We start from the raw sequence: 16,438 nt of genomic DNA, 5'->3' as shown, positions 1-16,438 counted from the left end.
TCAAGCCCCTGGGCCACTCACATCCTGCTCAGTGACGCGGCCGCGAACAGGAAGTCCCTGATCGCCTCCCCGTCTCCCACCTGGCCCGCTGCCGCCTCCTGCGGGGGCACGTGGCCCGCTGCCAGGCGGCAGAACTCGACACCGTCCAGGGCCACGTGGGCCACCTCGTGTTCGGGGGAGCCCTTCGCGGCGGGGGAGTCGAGGGGGATCAGCCACTCGCCGCCGCCCGAGCCCTCGATCTCCAGGCGGAGGCTGCGGCCCGGTTCGCCCGCTGTCACGAGGTGGCGGTGGGGGGCGGGTGCCGCGAGGCCGGTGCGGCGGCGGTGGGCCAGGGCGTCCGGCAGCATGCGGGCGGCCAGGTCGATCATGCGGTGCAGATGGCGCGGCGAGGGCGGGTCGTACGGGTAGTCGACCGCGTCCGCGATGTCCTCCGCGTGCACCCAGCACTCGAAGGCCCGGTCGAGCATCGCGTCGTGCAGGGGCAGTTCGAAGTCGCCGTACGGCACCGGCATCCCGCCGACGCCGCTGCCCGTGAAGGACACCGTGCGGACGAGGTTGTGGCCCTGCTCCCGCCAGGGCCCCCGCACGGCGCGGGTGGGCGGGAAGTGGGAGGCCCTCCAGTACGCCTCGGTGCGGGCCGCCGGGGTCGGGCGCCGGGGCGTGACGTCGCCCAGCGGGTCGTCGAGGCCCAGCGCGATCGCCACCAGCCCGTCCACGCTGAGCAGATGCGCGATGACGCCGGCGACGGTGGTACGGCGACTCGTGGCCTCGTCGGCCCGGAACCAGCGCAGCCGTACCGGGGCGTGCCACTCGGCGTCGCCGAAGTCCTGGAGCAGGGCGTCCAGGCGCGCGGTCTCGGCGTCGTACGCGGCGGCCCAGTCCGGCACCGGGATGCGCGGCGGGCGGCGCTCCAGGCAGGACTCCAGGACCCGCGTGCGCAGGCCCGGGTCCAGGTCGAGGCTGTCGGGGCGGTGCAGCAGTCCGACCGCCTCGCGCAGCCGCCGCGCCTCGTCGGCACACGCGCCGCATTCGCCGAGGTGCTCCTCGACGGCCGTGGCCTCCTCGGCCGAGCACGCGGCCAGCGCCCAGGCGCCGAGCAAGGCCTTCAGCACGGGGTGCTCGAACACGGGCCGTACGGGCGGCGGCGATGCCGCGTCCCCCAGTTCCTCCAGCGCGGGCAACGGCAGCCCGCTGTCCTCGACGGAGGCCCGGGGCGTGGGGATCCGCGGCGGACGCCCGGGCTCCTGCCCGTCGCCGTGGCCGGACCCGACCGGTCCGCCGGGGGTGCTCGTCCCGTCCGGTCCTGAAGGCAAGCCGGGGGCATCCGTGTTGTGCGTGCTTTCGCCGCATTCGCCTCTGATGCCGCTTTCGCTCTGGGCGTTGTCCTTCTCCTCGTGCCCGTCGTCGCCCGCGTCGTCGTACGCCTCGAACCGGTCCGGCCCGTTCACACCGCACCCCCGTATCCGGGTGGTGCGCCGGGTGCCTCGGAGTCGTGGGCGGTGGACAGGAGTTGCAGGCCCAGGCGGAGGCGGCGGCGGGCCTCGTCCTCGGTGATGCCGAGGTCGGTGGCGGTCTGGCGGTAGTCGCGGCGCTGGAAGTAGGCCCGCTCCAGGGCCGAGCGCAGCGGAACCGGCATGGACTGGACGATGTAGTCGGCGCGGGCTGCGACCGAGGCCCGGCGCACCTTGCGCTCCAGTTCCTCGGTGGTGCCCGAGCCTTCGCGGGCGAGGGCGGCGGTCTCGGTGGCGCGCAGGCGCTGGACGGCCAGGCGGTGGGTCAGTGCGGCGACCCAGGTGCGCAGAGGGCCCTGTCTGGGGTCGTAGGCGTCCGGATGCTCCCAGACGTGGATGAAGACCTCGCGCGTGATGCCGTCGGCGGCGCGCTCGTCGCCGAGGACGCGGTGGGCGAGGCCGTGCACGAGGGAGGCGAACCGGTCGTAGAGCTCACCGAGGGCGGCGGCCTCCCCGCGGGCGAGCCGCTGCTGCATCTTGCGGTCCCAGCGGGGCGGTACGTCCCTTTTCGCCATGCGGCCCCTTCACCCCCTGCTCATGTGCCGCGCCCGTGATCTGTCCAGTCTGTGTCCGTCACCTCCCCGAATGTAGTCGGCACGTCCGGCAGCGCACGCCCCTTTGTGGCAATGTGCGCCCCCTGACCGGCCGCAGGTGGTAGAGGGTCACCGGCGCTCGTACCGGGTGCCGTCAGGCCGCGCCTACCCACCCGTCCTCTGATCAGACCTGACTGAAGAGGATCGAACAGGATCGAAGCCGACTAAAATAAGCCTCTTCTCGGGGGGATCCGTTTTTCGGGTTGTGTTTCAGGGAACGGCCGCTGGGCAGCCGCGCTGCAAGGAAGCGTAGGGACTGCTTCCGTTTTGGCGATCGAAGGGCGTGGTGGTGACCTTCAAAGTGACCGGCGGTGAGCAGGGCGGATGGGCCGTGCTCCAGGTGTCGGGCGAGCTGGATCTGGTGACGTCGCCGGTGCTGCGTCAGCGTGTGCACGACGCGGTGGCCGAGGGGCACCACTGTCTCGTACTCGACCTGTCCGAGGTGTTCTTCTGCGACTCCAGCGGCGTCGGCGTGCTCATCGCCGCCCGCCGTCTGATCCGCTCCTGCCAGGGCCGGCTGCGCCTCGTGCTGCCCGCCCGGGGCGCGGCCGACGGGTCCCATGTCAACCGGGTCCTCGGCGCGCTGGGCGTACGCAGGCTCTTCGACGTGTACGGCGATCTGGACGCGGCCCTGGGTGACGAGGGCGAACCCCTGTCCGCGTGAGGCGCCGATGACGCACGGTAGGGCGAGTGCTGCCGTTCAGACACCCTGTTGTCCCGGAATTCCCCCGGTCTTGGCACAAGTGACGTTTTCCCGCGCCCGAACGGCCCCCTCCGTCGTACGCTCCGAGCGAGAAGCATCCCACCCGACGTAAGGCGGCCCGAAAGAGACATGGTCAGCAGCGAGTACGAGCGCAGGATCGCCGCCCGGTTCGCCACCTTCGACCAGGACGGCAACGGCTACATCGACCGCGAGGACTTCTACGGCGCGGCCAAGGCGCTGCTCATGGAGTTCGCCGTAGCGGCCCGGTCCGACAAGGGGCAGGCGCTGTACGGCGGCGCCGAGGGCTTCTGGCAGGGCATGGCCGGGATAGCGGACCGTGACGGCGACCAGCGCATCACGCGCGAGGAGTTCGTGGGCGGCGCGGTCAAGCGCCTTCGCGACAACCCCGACCGCTTCGCCGAGATCGCCCGTCCCTTCCTGCACGCGGCCCTGGACGTGGCCGACACCGACGGCGACGGCGCGGCGACGGTCGAGGAGGCCGCCCGCGTCCTGAAGTGCCTCGGCGTCTCCGAGGACATCGCCGGCACGGCCGCCGCCACGCTCGACGCGGACGGGGACGGCAAGGTCGGTGAGGCCGAGGTCGTGTCCGCCTTCGCCCGCTACTTCACCGTGCCCGAGTAGCCGCACGTGCGCGGAATGAGTCACGTGTCCGCATAACGCTCGCGCAGCTTGTACTTCAGCACCTTCCGCAGGGTCTCGCCCCGCGGAAGGGCGTCCACCACCTCCAGCCGCTCCGGCAGCTTGTGCACGGAGAGTCCCTCGGCGCGCAGGAAGGCGGTCGCGGCCGCGAGCGTCAGGGCCTCGGCTCCCGGGGGCTGTTCCACCACCGCGCACACCAACTCCCCGCGCGCCGCGTCCGGCAGCCCGATCACCGCCACGTCCCCGACCGCCGGATGCCGGTGCAGCAGGTCCTCGATCTCCTGGGCCGAGATGTTCTCGCCCTTGCGGATGATCACGTCCTTCAGCCGGCCGGTGAGGACCAGGTGCCCGGTGTCCGTCAGGCGGCCCAAGTCGCCCGTGCGCAGGAACCCCTCCTCGTCGAAGGCCTCGGCCGTCTGCCCCGGATCCAGATAGCCCCGGCACACGGCCTCCCCGCGCAACCGCACCTCCCCGTCCACGATCCGTATCTCCATCCCCTCCGGCGGCCGCCCCTCGGTCGTCGCCAGCAGCTCGGGGGTGTCGTCCGGTGCCCCCATGGTGATCATCGGCACCTCGGTCATGCCGTAGCCGTGGGTGAGCCGCACGCCCATCTCGCGTACGACGGCGTGGTACAGCTCCGGCGGCTTGGGCGCCCCGCCCCCCGCCAGCAGTCGCAGTGAGGGGACGATCGGAACGCCCGGCTGCTTGCGCTGCTCCGCCAGGAACATCGAGTAGAACGCCGTCGACCCGCCCGCCACCGTCACCCCGTGCCGCCGGTAGGCCTCCAGCGCCTCCGGCAGCGCGAACTGCTCGAACAGCACCGCCGGGAAGCCGTACAACAGCAGCATCACCGTGTAGTCGGGCCCGCCTATGTGGGCGTAGGGGAAGGCGATCGACCCCACGTCGTCCGCCGTGGGCCGCAGGGCGTGGGCGAGGCAGGAGCCGCCCGAGAGCAGCGAACGGTCCGTGTGCAGTACGCCCTTGGGGGTGGAGGTCGTGCCGGACGTCCAGTAGATCCAGCGGACCGCGGTGCCGTCGGAGGGCGGGGGAGGCAGCACGGACGGGTCGCCGTCCGGCAGGTCGTCGTACGCCTCGAAGACGCCCTTCGCGCCGAGCCGCCGTGCCATCCGCGTGTGGTCGAAGCCCCGCCACTCGCCCGGCACCGCGAAGAACTCCGCCTTCGACTCGCGCAGCGCGAAGCCGACCTCGCGGTCCCGGTGGAAGGGGATCACCGGGGTCTGCACGGCGCCGAGGCGGGCCAGCGCGAAGGAGAGCAGGGCCGTCTCGATACGGGTGGGCAGCTGCCAGGCGACCACCGTGCCGGGGCGTACGCCCATGCCGTACAGGCCGGCCGCGACCCGCTCGGCACGCGTACGCAGGCCGCCGAAGGTGAGCGTGCGCCGCCCAGGTCGGTCGTCCTGGAGGAAGAGGGACCGGTCGGGAGTGAGGGCGGCGCGCCGGGTGACCAGTTCCCACAGCGTGCGGGACGAACTCAGGGCGTGCGGGGTCTCGTTCACGGCTGCCCCCGGCTCCTTGGCTGACGGGTCGTCAGGTGGGATGCTATCTGACGTTGCATCAGATAAGTACCGTCCGGCGGAGGGGACCCATGGCGACCGAACTGCCCCGCATCATCAGCGTCGACGACCACGTGATCGAGCCGGCCCACCTCTTCGAGACGTGGCTGCCGGCCAAGTACCGCGACCGCGGCCCCAAGGCGCTGACCGCCGGGATCGGTGAACTCGCCTACATCGGCGGCAAGTACCGGATCACGATGGACCCGGACGGCCCGCCCACCGACTGGTGGATCTACGAGGACCTGAAGTTCCCGTACAAGCGCAACATCGCCGCCGTCGGCTTCGACCGGGACGAGATGACCCTGGAGGGCATCACCCGCCAGGAGATGCGGCCCGGCTGCTGGGACCCGAAGGAACGGCTGAAGGACATGGACCTCAACCATGTCGAGGCGAGCCTCTGCTTCCCGAGCTTCCCGCGGTTCTGCGGACAGACCTTCGCCGAGGCGCACGACAAGGAGGTCGCCCTCGCCTGCGTGCGCGCCTACAACGACTGGATGGTTCAGGAGTGGTGCGGGGACAGCGGCGGGCGACTCATCCCGCTGTGCCTGATCCCGCTGTGGGACGTCGAGCTGGCGGTCGCGGAGATCCGGCGCAACGCCGCGCGCGGGGTGAAGGCCGTGACCTTCTCCGAGATCCCCACCCATCTCGGGCTGCCGTCCATCCACTCCGGCTACTGGGACCCGTTCTTCGCGGTCTGCCAGGAGACCGGGACGGTCGTCAACATGCACATCGGGTCCTCGTCCCAGATGCCGGCCGCCTCCCCGGACGCCCCGCCCGCCGTCCAGGCCTCGCTCAGCTTCAACAACGCGATGGCCTCGATGATGGACTTCCTCTTCAGCGGGGTGCTGGTGAAGTTCCCGCGCCTCAAACTCGCCTACAGCGAGGGGCAGATGGGCTGGGTCCCGTACGCCCTGGAGCGCGCCGACGACGTCTGGGAGGAGCACCGCGCCTGGGGCGGTGTCCGCGACACGATCCCCGAGCCGCCGTCGACGTACTACTACCGGCAGATCTTCTGCTGCTTCTTCCGCGACAAGCACGGAGTGGCGTCCCTGGACGTGGTCGGCCGGGACAACGCCACCTTCGAGACGGACTACCCGCACGTCGACTCGACCTTCCCGCACACCAAGGAGGTCGCCCTCGACCATGTGAAGGGCCTCGACGACGAGACGGTCTACAAGCTGATGCGCGGCAACGCCATCCGGATGCTGGACCTGGACCTCGACCGCTGATGGACCTGTCGGACACCCCCGAGGAGGAGGAGTTCCGGGCCCGGCTGCGCGAGTGGCTCGCGAAGACGCTCCCCGGCCTCCCGCCCCAGCCGTCCCCCGACGACTGGCCCGGGCGGCGGGCCTACGACCTCGGCTGGCAGCGCAGGCTCTACGACGCCGGATACGCCGACGTCCACTGGGACGCCTCCCCGGCCACCCGGCTGATCTTCCTGGAGGAGACGGAGAAGGCGGGCGCGCCCTACGTGGGCGCCAACTTCGTGGGACTGCTGCACGCCGGCCCGACGATCGCCGCCGAGGGCACGGACGGACAACGGGCGCGCTGGCTGCCGCCGATCCTGCGCGGCGAGGAGATCTGGTGCCAGGGCTTCAGCGAACCGGACGCCGGCTCCGACCTCGCGGCCCTGCGCACGCGCGCGTGGCGCGACGGCGACGACTACGTGGTGACCGGCTCCAAGATCTGGACCTCCCACGCGGAAGTCGCCGACTGGTGCGAGCTGTTGGTCCGCACCGACCCCGGCGCCCCCAAGCACCGGGGCATCACCTGGCTGGCCATGCCCATGGACGCGCCCGGCATCACCGTACGGCCGCTGCGCACGCTCGCCGGGTCGGCCGAGTTCGCCGAGGTCTTCCTCGACGGGGTGCGGGTGCCGGCGGCGAACCGGGTCGGGGACGAGAACGACGGCTGGCGCGTGACCATGGTGACGCTGTCCTTCGAACGCGGCACGGCCTTCGCCGGCGAGGTCGCCGCCTGCCGCCGCGTCCTCGGTGAACTGGCCGTCGAGGCCCGCGAGAACGGCCGCTGGGAGGACCCGGCCCTCCGGCGCCGGCTGGGCGGGCTCCACGCCGAGTTCCGGGCGCTGTGGCGGCTGACGCAGTGGAACGTGAGCGCGGCCCAGGCGTCGGGCGGCATGCCGGGCGTCGGAGGCTCGGTCTTCAAGCTGCGGTACTCGCACGCCCGCCAGGAGCTCTACGCCGCCGCCGCCGAGGTACTGGGCGCCGACTGCCTCGACCTGGACCGCCCCTGGACGCTCGACCGCCTCTCGTCCCTGTCGTACACCATCGCGGCCGGCACCTCGCAGATCCAGCACAGCATCATCGCCGAGCGGATCCTCGGCCTGCCGAAGGGACGGTGACCGTGCGCTTCCGGTTGACCGACGACCAGCGGGCGTTGCGGGACGGGACGCGACAGCTGCTGGCACGGCGCTTCGACGGGGAGGTGCTGCGCGGGGCCGTGGGGACCCCTGGGCGGCTCGACAGGGCGTTGTGGCGGGCGCTGGGGGAGGCCGGGTTCTTCGCGTTGCGGTTGCCGGAGGCGGAGGGCGGAGTGGGACTGGGGCTGCCGGAGGCCGTGTTGGTGTTCGAGGAGGCCGGGCGGGCGCTGCTGCCCGGGCCGTTGGCCGCCACCCATCTCGCGGCCGGTGTGGTGCCGGGAGCCGCCACCGGGGAGGCGGTCGTCTCGGCCGTGGACGGCGGGCTCGTGGAGTGGCTGGCTCAGGCCGACGTCGTGCGCGGTGACGCCGCCGGAGCCGTGCCGATGCGCTCCCTCGACCCGCTGACGCCGCTGCACCGCGTGCCCGGCGGCGCGGCGGCGGGCGCGGACCCCGTCGCCGTCCTCCTCACCGCCGCCGAGCAGCTCGGCACGGCCGCCCGCGTCTGCGAACTGGCGGTGCAACACGCCCGGGCGCGCGAGCAGTTCGGACGGCCCGTAGGGGCCTTCCAGGCGGTGGCACATCTGTGCGCCGGGATGCTGGTCCGGTCGGAAACGGCCCGCGCGGCGGTGTACGCGGCGGCCGTCACCGCCGACCCGGTCGACATCGCCGCGGCCCGCCTGCTCGCCGACGAGGCCGCCGTGCGCGGCGCCCGCGACTGTCTCCAGGTGCACGGCGGCATGGGCTTCACCTGGGAGTCCGAGGTTCATCTGCATCTGAAACGCGCATGGGTTCGAACCCAACGTACGGGTGGTGTCACGGAGAGTGAGGAAATTCTCGCGGCCGCTCTGGCGGCCGGATCGGCCTGACAGGCCGTCTGGCTGCGGTGCCACCGAATATGTCGGAGAAGATGTCGCGGATCGTGGCATCGCGTGATCACGGAGCGTTGATACCGGCTTGTGTCCTCGGAGTGACTCGTCACGGCCCGGAGTCGACTGGCCGCTCCGGTACCTTGTGTGAGATGCGAGTGGCTCTGAGTGCGGTACGACCCAGTGGCGCCGCCTGTTCGACTCCCTCCGACGAGCGTCGCACAGTATGCCGCACGGGTACTCCTTCGCGCTGGAATATGCCCGAAGCGCTTGTTGGGGTGACTGTACGTCAACCATGCTGTCCCACAAGGGATTCACGTTCCGTGATCCTTGTCCCGGCCGTTGTTCTGGCCATGCAGAAAATGGCTACGATCGTGGCCCTCGTGAGGCGCGAGCCTAAGTGTCCGCCGGTTCGGATGGTGTGAGCGGTGCAGGTGCTTCAAGTGCAGCTGGAGATCCGGCCCGACCCCGCAGAGGTGGGGCGGGCCCGGCGGTGGGCCCGCTCCCGCCTGGCCGGGTCGGGCATACAGGCCGACGAGCCGCTCGCCGAGACCCTGATCCTCCTCGTCTCCGAGCTGGTCACCAACGCCGTGGTGCACACCGGCCGGCCCGCCGTGCTGCGGCTGTCCCTGCCGCACGCGGTGACGGAGGAGGTCACCGTCCGGCTCGAGGTCGCCGACCGCAGCGGCCGGGCTCCCGTGCCCCGGTGTGCGGACGACGACGCGACCGGCGGCCGGGGCCTCGCACTCGTCGACGGCCTCGCCGACCGCTGGGGCTGGAGCGTCGAGAACACCGGCAAGCGCATCTGGTGCGAACTGGACCGGTGTTCGAAGTCCTCCGAGGCCGCGGCGGCGTGCGGGGGCGGCGCGGTGGCGTGCGGCGGCGGGGCGTCCTTCGAGGGGCTGGCGTACGAGGCGGTGTAGGGCCGGGGCGCTTCGGGTGCCCCGTCCGTGACTGTCGGGCGCGCGTGGAGGAGGAGTGGTGTACGGCGGCACCTGCCGTGCGGTGTTGCGGCGGGACCGGAGCGCGGTCGCACGGCAGGTACGCCGTTTTCGTCATGGCATGCGGCGGTGCGCTGGGATGTGCTTCCGTGCGCGCCTGCGGTGAAAGCCGCGTAAGCGACAAATCACCGAACGGGTGTTGACGGGTCGTGACCGTTTGCTCACGCTTGTGGGCAGCGATTCGCCGTGAGGGGACGGCGAGGGCTGCGACGACGGCGGCCCTCGGCGAGTGTGAGTCGTGATTCGGCGTCGGCTCCCTGTCAGGGGCACGGGGGCCGGGGCGGGAGCGCCGGAGTCGGGTGGCGGCGCGCGCTGCCGTGCTCGGGGCGAGCAGCGCGGCGCCGCCATCCAGCTTCAGGCGGCGGGGTGGTGGTGGCTTGGTGGGCGGCGTGGCGTGTCGGCCGTGGCGTGCCGGGACTACAGGACGGCGACCGGGGCCACCGGAGAGCCGGTCGCCCCGGTGAACGGCTCGGGTGTCGCCGTCAGCAGGAACACATAGCGTCCCGCTTCTCCACAGGCTGTGGACAACTCTTCGAAATTCCAGTTCTGGCCCTGTGGCATCCCCATCTCCACGAGGTGGAGGGCGTGCACCGGCAGCCACAGGTCCTCCACCTCGGGCGGGAACACCTCGAAGGTGAGGGTGTCGTTGGCGACCGCCGCGACATCGCGCGCGTGGAACCACTCGGGCGTCCGGATCGACAGCCCCGGGGACGGATAGGCGTACGCGTGCCGGTCCCCGGCCAGACAGAGCCGGACCTGTCCGGTCCGCACGAGCGCGACGTCACCGGCCCGCACCCGCGCGCCGGCCAGTTCCTCGGCGGCGTCCAGATCCTCGGGCGTGACGGCGTACCCGCCGTCGAGCCGGTTGGTGCCCCGGGCCCGGGCGACGTCGAGCAGCACTCCGCGTGAGACGAGGTGCCGGACCTTGTCGATGCCGCTGAACTCGGCGCCGCCGTGCGGGGTGATGGAGCTCGCCGGACGGCCGTTGTAGAGCCTGCCCGAGTGCGAGACGTGCGGCAGCGCGTCCCAGTGGGTGGCCGCCTGGAGGCCCATGGTCACGGCGTCGTCGCTGCACGCGACGGTGTCCGGGCCGAAGAGCTCCTGGTTGATCTGCACCATGACGTGCAGCGGGTCGATCCGCCCCGGGATCATCCCCGTCTGGACGCCGTCGCGCCGGAGGGGGAGCGCGAGCGGGATCCGGCGGCCGGTGCGGACCGTCGCCGCGGCCTCCCGGACGACCTCGTCGGTGATCAGGTTCAGCGTGCCGAGCTCGTCGGCGGCTCCCCAACGGCCCCAGTTGTTCACGCGCTTGGCGATGTCGTGGAACGCGTCCGGCAGCGACATGAGTCCTCCCCGGGGCTTGTGTTCCCGTATCTGACGGGTCGTAGAATCTGAACGTCTGCGAAATCTAACGGTCCGTCAGAAACTGTGGGACGGGAAGGGGCCGGGCGTGGGGAACTTCTTGGCAGGCAAGGTCGTCGCCGTCACGGGCGCGGGGCGGGGCATCGGCCGGGCGGTCGCACGAGCGGCGGCCGCCGAGGGAGCGAAGGTCGTCGTCAACGACTACGGCGTGGCGGTCGACGGCGCCTCCCCGACCAGTGAGGTCGCCGAGACCGTGGTCAAGGAGATCGAGGCGGCGGGCGGGGACGCGGTCGCCGTCGCCGACGACATCTCCACCATGGCGGGCGGGCAGCGGGTCGTCGACGTGGCGCTGTCCTCGTACGGGCGTCTCGACGGTGTCGTCTGCGTGGCCGGGATCCTGCGGGAACGGATGCTGTTCAACATGACCGAGGAGGAGTGGGACCCGGTCGTCGCGACGCATCTGAAGGGCACGTTCACGGTGTTCCGGGCGGCCTCGGCGGTGATGCGCAAGCAGCGCGACGGCACGCTGATCGGCTTCACCAGCGGCAACCATCAGGGGTCGGTGTCGCAGGCCAACTACAGCGCGGCCAAGGGCGGGATCATCTCGCTCGTGCGGAGCGCCGCGCTGGGGCTGCACAAGTACGGGGTGACCGCGAACGCGGTGGCGCCGGTCGCGCGTACGCGGATGTCCGCGGGCGTGCCGATGAAACTGGCGGAGATCGGGGAGCCGGAGGACGTCGCCGCGCTGGTGGTGTATCTGCTGTCCGACGGGGCGCGGGAGCAGGGGATCACCGGGCAGGTGTACACGGTCGCCGGGGCGAAGATCGCGGTGTGGGCGCAGCCGAGGGAGTTGCGTGCGGCGTACGCCTTTGGCGGTTGGACCGTGGAGAGGATCGCGGAGTTTCTGCCCGGGTCGGTGGGGGTGGATCCGATGCCGATGTTGGAGCGGGTGCGGGAGACGGAGAGGGCGGCTCGGGAGGGGGAGCGGCCGAACGCCCAGTAGATCGGGGGTGCGTGGGGTGTGGCGGCGGCGGGTGCGTTGTGGTTTCTCGCGCCCACGCGGCGGAACCGCATATCAAGCACAGCCCCCGCCCCTCAAGGGCCTTACCGCAAGCCCAATCACCGAAACGAGGCGGCAACCGTGGATTTCGGGTTCGCGCAAGAAGACGAGGACTTCCGGGGCGAGGCTCGTGCCTGGCTCGCCGCGCACGCCAAGGGCGTGAGAGACCGTCGCTCCTGGGAACGCACCCTCGGGGCAGCCGGGTGGATCGGGATCGGCTGGGGCGCGGACGGCTACGGCAATCGCACCGCCACGCTCACCCAACAGGTCGCCTGGGCCGAGGAGTACGCCCGGTCGGCCGCGCCCCCGCGCTCCGGCCACATCGGTGAGAACCTCCTGGCCCCCACGCTCATCGCGCACGGCACCGAGGAGCAGAAGTCCCGCTTCCTCCCCCGGTCGCCGCCGGCGAGGAACTCTGGTGCCAGGGCTACAGCGAACCCGGCGCGGGCTCGGACCTGGCCGGTGTCCGCACCGCGGCCGTGCGCGAGGCGGACGGCCGTACCTACCGCGTCACCGGGCAGAAGATCTGGACGTCACTCGCGCACGAGGCGGACTGGTGCTTCGTGCTCGCCCGCACCGATCCCGGGTCGCTGCGGCACCACGGACTGACCTTCCTCCTCGTCCCCATGGACCAGCCGGGCCGGATCGAGGTCCGCCCCATCCGGCAGATGACCGGCACCAGCGACTTCAACGAGGTCTTCTTCGACGGCGCCCACGCGGCGCATGTCGTCGGCGGCGAGGGCAACGGCTGGCGCGTCGCCATGAGCCTGCTCGGTTTCGAGCGCGGCGTGTCCACGCTGGCGCAGCAGATCGGGTTCGCCGAGGAACTGGACTGTGTGGTGCGGGCGGCCGTGGAGTCGGGTGCGGTGGAGGACCCCGTCGTACGGGCACGGCTCGTCCGGCAGTGGGCCGAGCTGCGCACGATGCGCTGGAACGCCCTGCGCACACTGGGCGGTTCGGGCGACGCGGGTGCCCCGAGCGTGGCGAAGCTGCTGTGGGCCGGCTGGCATCAGCGGCTCGGGGAACTGGCGGTGCTGGTGCGGGGCGCGGCGGCGAGCGTCGGTCCGGCGGACTGGTCGCTCTCGTCGCCGTACGAACTGGACGCGGCACAGCACCTTTTCCTCTTCTCCCGGGCCGACACCCTCTACGGCGGCTCGGACCAGATCCAGCGCACGATCATCGCCGAGCGCGTGCTCGGCCTGCCCGGAGAGCCCAAGGGAGCCGCGTGATGAGGGGTGTGCTGTTCGACGGGAAGCAGGTCCAGGTCGTGGACGACCTGGAGGTACGGGACCCGGGGCCGGGCGAGGTGCGGGTCGCGATCTCGGCGGCGGGGCTGTGCCACAGCGATCTGTCGGTGGTGGACGGGACCATACCCTTCCCGGTTCCTGTGGTGCTGGGGCACGAGGGCGCGGGTGTGGTGGAGGCGGTAGGGGAGGGCGTCACGCATGTCGCGCCCGGGGATCACGTGTCCCTGTCCACGCTCGCCAACTGCGGCACGTGCGCGGAGTGCGACCGGGGGCGGCCGACGATGTGCCGGCAGGCGATCGGGCGGCCGGGGCAGCCGTTCACGCGGGGCGGGCGGCCCGTGTTCCAGTTCGCCTGCAACTCGGCTTTCGCCGAGCGGACCGTGGTGAAGTCCGTGCAGGCGGTGCGGATCCCGGGGGACGTCCCGATGGTGTCGGCGGCGCTCATCGGGTGCGGTGTGCTGACGGGAGTGGGCGCCGTACTGAACAGGGCGCGGGTGGACCGCGGGGACAGCGTCCTGGTGATCGGAACCGGCGGCATCGGCCTGAACGTGCTGCAGGGGGCGCGGCTCGCGGGTGCCCTGCGGATCGTGGCCGTCGACGCCGACCCGGCGAAGGAGGACGTGGCACGCCGCTTCGGCGCGACGGACTTCCTCACCTCGACGGAGGGCGTGCGGGACATCCTGCCCACGGGCGCGGACCACGCCTTCGAGTGCGTCGGCCGCGTGGAGCTGATCCGCCAGGCGATCGACGCGCTGGACCGGCACGGCCAGGCGATCCTCCTCGGCGTGCCGCCGGCCACGGCCGAGGCGTCCTTCCGCGTCTCGTCGATGTACCTCGACAAGTCCATCCTGGGCTGCCGTTACGGCTCCTCCCGGCCCCAGCGCGACATCGCCCTGTACGCGGACCTGTACCGCCAGGGCCGGCTGTTGCTCGACGAACTGGTGACCCGGACCTACCCGGTCGAGGACTTCGAGAAGGCGGCGGCGGACGCGGAGGCGGGGCGGGTGGGGCGCGGGGTGCTCACGTTCTGACGGCCGCCTTGTCTCTTCCGGTTCGGAAGGTCCGGCGATACGCGGTGGGGGTGACGCCGAGCGCCGACTGGAGGTGCTGGCGCATCGACTGGGCCGTGCCGAAGCCCGCGTCCCGGGCCACCTGGTCGACGGTGCGGTCGGTGGACTCCAGCAGGTGCCGGGCCCGTTCCACGCGCTGCTGGATGAGCCACTGGCCCGGGCTGACGCCGGTCTCCTCGCGGAAGCGGCGGGTGAACGTGCGGACCGACATGGCCTCCTGGGCGGCCATGTCGCGCAACTGGATGGGCTCGTGGAGGCGGCCCAGGGCCCAGGCGCGGGCGGTGGTGGTGGAGGCCTGCTGTGGATCGGGCACCGGCCGCTCGATGTACTGGGCCTGACCGCCGTCGCGGTGCGGCGGTACGACCGTACGGCGGGCCACGTCGTTGGCGACGGCGGCGCCGTGGTCGCGGCGCACGATGTGCAGGCACAGGTCGATGCCGGCCGCCACGCCCGCGGAGGTCAGCACGTCGCCGTCGTCGATGAACAGCACGTCCGGGTCGACCCGGACCCTGGGGAAGAGCCGCTGGAGGCGCTCGGCGTCGGCCCAGTGGGTGGTGGCGGGGCGGCCGTCGAGGAGACCGGCGGCTGCGAGAACGTAGACGCCGGTGCAGATGGAGGCCAGCCGGGTGCCGGGCCGGAGGCGGGCGAGGGCCGCGGCCAGTTCGTCGGTCAGCACGCCCTCGCGGTGAACCGGGCCGAGTTGGTACGACGCCGGGACGATCAACGTGTCGGCGTCGGCCAGGGCCTCAGGGCCGTGTGCGACGTGGATGGCGAAGTCGGCGTCCGTCTCGACCAGGCCCGGCGGGCGGACCGAGCAGGTCACGACCTCGTACAGGCGTCGGCCCCGGGCGTCCTTGGGGCGGCCGAAGATGCGGTGCGGGATGCCCAGTTCGAAGGGCAGCAGACCGTCGAGGGCGAGGACGACGACGCGGTGGGGGCGGAAGCCGTCGGCCGGGTCCGGGTCCGGGTCCGGACTGGAGTGGGTGGCCGATGTCATGGCCCGATCCTAGCGAATGCTGTCCTTCGGGCCACTCGATGGAGCTGGTCGCCGGCCGGAAGCTCTATGTCGTGACCCAGACAAACGAAGCCGCAGCAGTCGTACAGCAGGCGTCGAAGCCGGGCCACGGCGGCCGCAGACGCGTGCACCGGGCATGGTTCGTCGCCGCCGTCACCTTCGTGACGATCATCGGCGCGGCCGCCTTCCGGTCCGTGCCGGGCCTGCTCATCGACCCGTTGCACGACGAGTTCGACTGGTCGCGCGGCACGATCGGTGCCGCCGTCTCGGTCAATCTCGCGCTGTACGGTCTGACGGCCCCGTTCGCGGCGGCCCTGATGGACCGCTTCGGCATCCGCCGGGTGGTCGCGGTCGCCCTGACGGTCATCGCGCTCGGCTCGGGCCTCACGGTGTGGATGACGGCGGCCTGGCAACTGATGCTGTGCTGGGGCCTGCTGGTCGGTCTCGGCTCCGGCTCCATGGCGCTGGCGTTCGCCGCGACCGTCACCAACCGCTGGTTCACCGAGCGTCGCGGCCTGGTCAGCGGCATCCTCACCGCCGCGTCCGCCTCCGGCCAGCTGATCTTCCTGCCCCTGCTGTCCTGGATCGTCGAGCGGCACGAGTGGCGCCCGGCGGCCGTGACGGTCGCGCTCGCCGCCCTGGCGGTCGTTCCGTTCGTCTGGCTCCTGCTGCGCGACCATCCCGCGGACGTGGGCCTGAAGCCGTACGGCGCCACCGAGTTCGTACCGAAGCCCGCACCGGTCCCCGGCGCCGCCCGCCGCGCCGTGACCGTCCTGTTCTCGGCCGCCCGCACCGGCCCGTTCTGGCTGCTCGCCGGCACCTTCGCGATCTGCGGCGCCTCGACCAACGGCCTGATCCAGACCCACTTCGTGCCCGCCGCCCACGACCACGGCATGCCCCTGACGACCGCCGCCTCGCTGCTCGCGGTCATCGGCGTCTTCGACGTCGTCGGCACGATCGCCTCCGGCTGGTTCACCGACCGCTTCGAGGCCCGGCGCCTGCTCGCCGTCTACTACTCCCTGCGGGGCGTCTCCCTCCTCTTCCTCCCCCTGCTCCTAATCACGCCCAGCGTCCAGCCGCCGATGATCTTCTTCATCGTCTTCTACGGCCTCGACTGGGTCGCCACCGTCCCGCCCACCCTCGCCCTGTGCCGCGAGCAGTACGGCGAGGACAGCGCGATCGTCTTCGGCTGGGTCCTCGCCTCCCACCAGCTCGGCGCGGCCCTGGTCGCCTTCCTCGGCGGCGTCGCCCGCGACACGTTCGGCTCGTACGACGTGGTGTGGTACGCGTCGGGGGCGCTGTGCGCGGTGGCGGCGCTGATGGCGTTGGTGATTCGGCGGCGGGTCGCCTGACCGGTGATTCCGAGCTTCCGGGCACTCGGCACCTGACTGTTGTT

The 16,438-nt window shown here is 72.0% G+C and carries 14 protein-coding genes and 1 pseudogene; 10 read left to right on the top strand and 5 right to left on the bottom strand.

Annotated elements, in window-relative coordinates; translation table 11 throughout:
* Window positions 1-17 precede the first annotated feature (17 nt).
* Window positions 18-1,448 carry a zf-HC2 domain-containing protein gene (locus tag V8690_RS18330; RefSeq protein WP_338780216.1) on the bottom strand — a complete coding sequence of 477 codons (1,431 nt, stop codon included), beginning with the start codon at window positions 1,446-1,448 and terminating at the stop codon, window positions 18-20.
* Window positions 1,445-2,026 (bottom strand): sigma-70 family RNA polymerase sigma factor, encoded by a 582-nt coding sequence (locus V8690_RS18325; RefSeq protein WP_338780214.1) that lies wholly within the window; start codon window positions 2,024-2,026, stop codon window positions 1,445-1,447. The genes V8690_RS18330 and V8690_RS18325 overlap by 4 nt, the downstream gene beginning before the upstream one ends.
* Before the next feature lie 361 nt (window positions 2,027-2,387).
* Between V8690_RS18325 and V8690_RS18320 the strand changes: the two genes are divergently transcribed.
* Both V8690_RS18320 and V8690_RS18315 read left to right on the top strand, forming a co-directional pair.
* A complete protein-coding gene (locus V8690_RS18320; protein ID WP_338780212.1) occupies window positions 2,388-2,768 on the top strand; it encodes an STAS domain-containing protein in 381 nt (126 codons plus the stop codon).
* Between the two features lie 168 nt (window positions 2,769-2,936).
* Window positions 2,937-3,449 (top strand): EF-hand domain-containing protein, encoded by a 513-nt coding sequence (locus V8690_RS18315; RefSeq protein ID WP_338780210.1) that lies wholly within the window; start codon window positions 2,937-2,939, stop codon window positions 3,447-3,449.
* A gap of 20 nt (window positions 3,450-3,469) precedes the next feature.
* Here V8690_RS18315 and V8690_RS18310 read toward each other — a convergent pair whose 3' ends face one another.
* Window positions 3,470-4,984 carry an AMP-binding protein gene (locus V8690_RS18310; protein ID WP_338780208.1) on the bottom strand — a complete coding sequence of 505 codons (1,515 nt, stop codon included), beginning with the start codon at window positions 4,982-4,984 and terminating at the stop codon, window positions 3,470-3,472.
* A gap of 89 nt (window positions 4,985-5,073) precedes the next feature.
* Here V8690_RS18310 and V8690_RS18305 point away from each other — a divergent pair, with 89 nt between their 5' ends.
* The 4 genes from V8690_RS18305 (at window position 5,074) to V8690_RS18290 (ending at window position 9,210) form a co-directional block, all read left to right on the top strand.
* A complete protein-coding gene (locus tag V8690_RS18305; protein WP_338780206.1) occupies window positions 5,074-6,270 on the top strand; it encodes an amidohydrolase family protein in 1,197 nt (398 codons plus the stop codon).
* A complete protein-coding gene (locus V8690_RS18300; protein ID WP_338780204.1) occupies window positions 6,270-7,403 on the top strand; it encodes an acyl-CoA dehydrogenase family protein in 1,134 nt (377 codons plus the stop codon). The genes V8690_RS18305 and V8690_RS18300 overlap by 1 nt, the downstream gene beginning before the upstream one ends.
* A 2-nt stretch (window positions 7,404-7,405) precedes the next feature.
* Window positions 7,406-8,287 carry an acyl-CoA dehydrogenase family protein gene (locus tag V8690_RS18295; protein WP_338780202.1) on the top strand — a complete coding sequence of 294 codons (882 nt, stop codon included), beginning with the start codon at window positions 7,406-7,408 and terminating at the stop codon, window positions 8,285-8,287.
* A gap of 443 nt (window positions 8,288-8,730) precedes the next feature.
* A complete protein-coding gene (locus V8690_RS18290) occupies window positions 8,731-9,210 on the top strand; it encodes an ATP-binding protein (protein ID WP_338785395.1) in 480 nt (159 codons plus the stop codon).
* A gap of 495 nt (window positions 9,211-9,705) precedes the next feature.
* Here the strand turns inward: V8690_RS18290 and V8690_RS18285 are convergent, their stop codons facing one another.
* Window positions 9,706-10,632, bottom strand: a complete 927-nt coding sequence (locus tag V8690_RS18285) for a cyclase family protein (protein WP_338780200.1) — start codon at window positions 10,630-10,632, stop codon at window positions 9,706-9,708.
* 106 nt (window positions 10,633-10,738) lie between these two features.
* Between V8690_RS18285 and V8690_RS18280 the strand changes: the two genes are divergently transcribed.
* From V8690_RS18280 to V8690_RS18270, 3 genes and pseudogenes are all read left to right on the top strand, one after another.
* Window positions 10,739-11,653 carry an SDR family oxidoreductase gene (locus V8690_RS18280; RefSeq protein WP_338780199.1) on the top strand — a complete coding sequence of 305 codons (915 nt, stop codon included), beginning with the start codon at window positions 10,739-10,741 and terminating at the stop codon, window positions 11,651-11,653.
* Window positions 11,654-11,791: 138 nt separating this feature from the next.
* Window positions 11,792-12,939, top strand: a pseudogene (locus tag V8690_RS18275) (acyl-CoA dehydrogenase family protein).
* The gene (locus V8690_RS18270) at window positions 12,939-13,988 is read left to right on the top strand and encodes a Zn-dependent alcohol dehydrogenase (protein WP_338780197.1); all 1,050 of its coding nucleotides are present in this window, start codon (window positions 12,939-12,941) and stop codon (window positions 13,986-13,988) included. Before V8690_RS18275 ends, V8690_RS18270 begins: the two are co-directional and overlap by 1 nt.
* Here the strand turns inward: V8690_RS18270 and V8690_RS18265 are convergent.
* Window positions 13,978-15,024, bottom strand: a complete 1,047-nt coding sequence (locus tag V8690_RS18265) for a helix-turn-helix domain-containing protein (RefSeq protein ID WP_338780196.1) — start codon at window positions 15,022-15,024, stop codon at window positions 13,978-13,980. The two genes, V8690_RS18270 and V8690_RS18265, sit on opposite strands and share 11 nt — an antisense overlap.
* 71 nt (window positions 15,025-15,095) lie before the next feature.
* Between V8690_RS18265 and V8690_RS18260 the strand changes: the two genes are divergently transcribed.
* A complete protein-coding gene (locus tag V8690_RS18260; protein ID WP_338780194.1) occupies window positions 15,096-16,394 on the top strand; it encodes an MFS transporter in 1,299 nt (432 codons plus the stop codon).
* Window positions 16,395-16,438 lie beyond the last annotated feature (44 nt).

The sequence above is a fragment of the Streptomyces sp. DG1A-41 genome, assembly GCF_037055355.1.
GTDB lineage: Bacteria > Actinomycetota > Actinomycetes > Streptomycetales > Streptomycetaceae > Streptomyces.
Note: the sequence above shows the minus strand (reverse complement) of the source record. Positions and strands in the feature narration are given on the sequence as shown.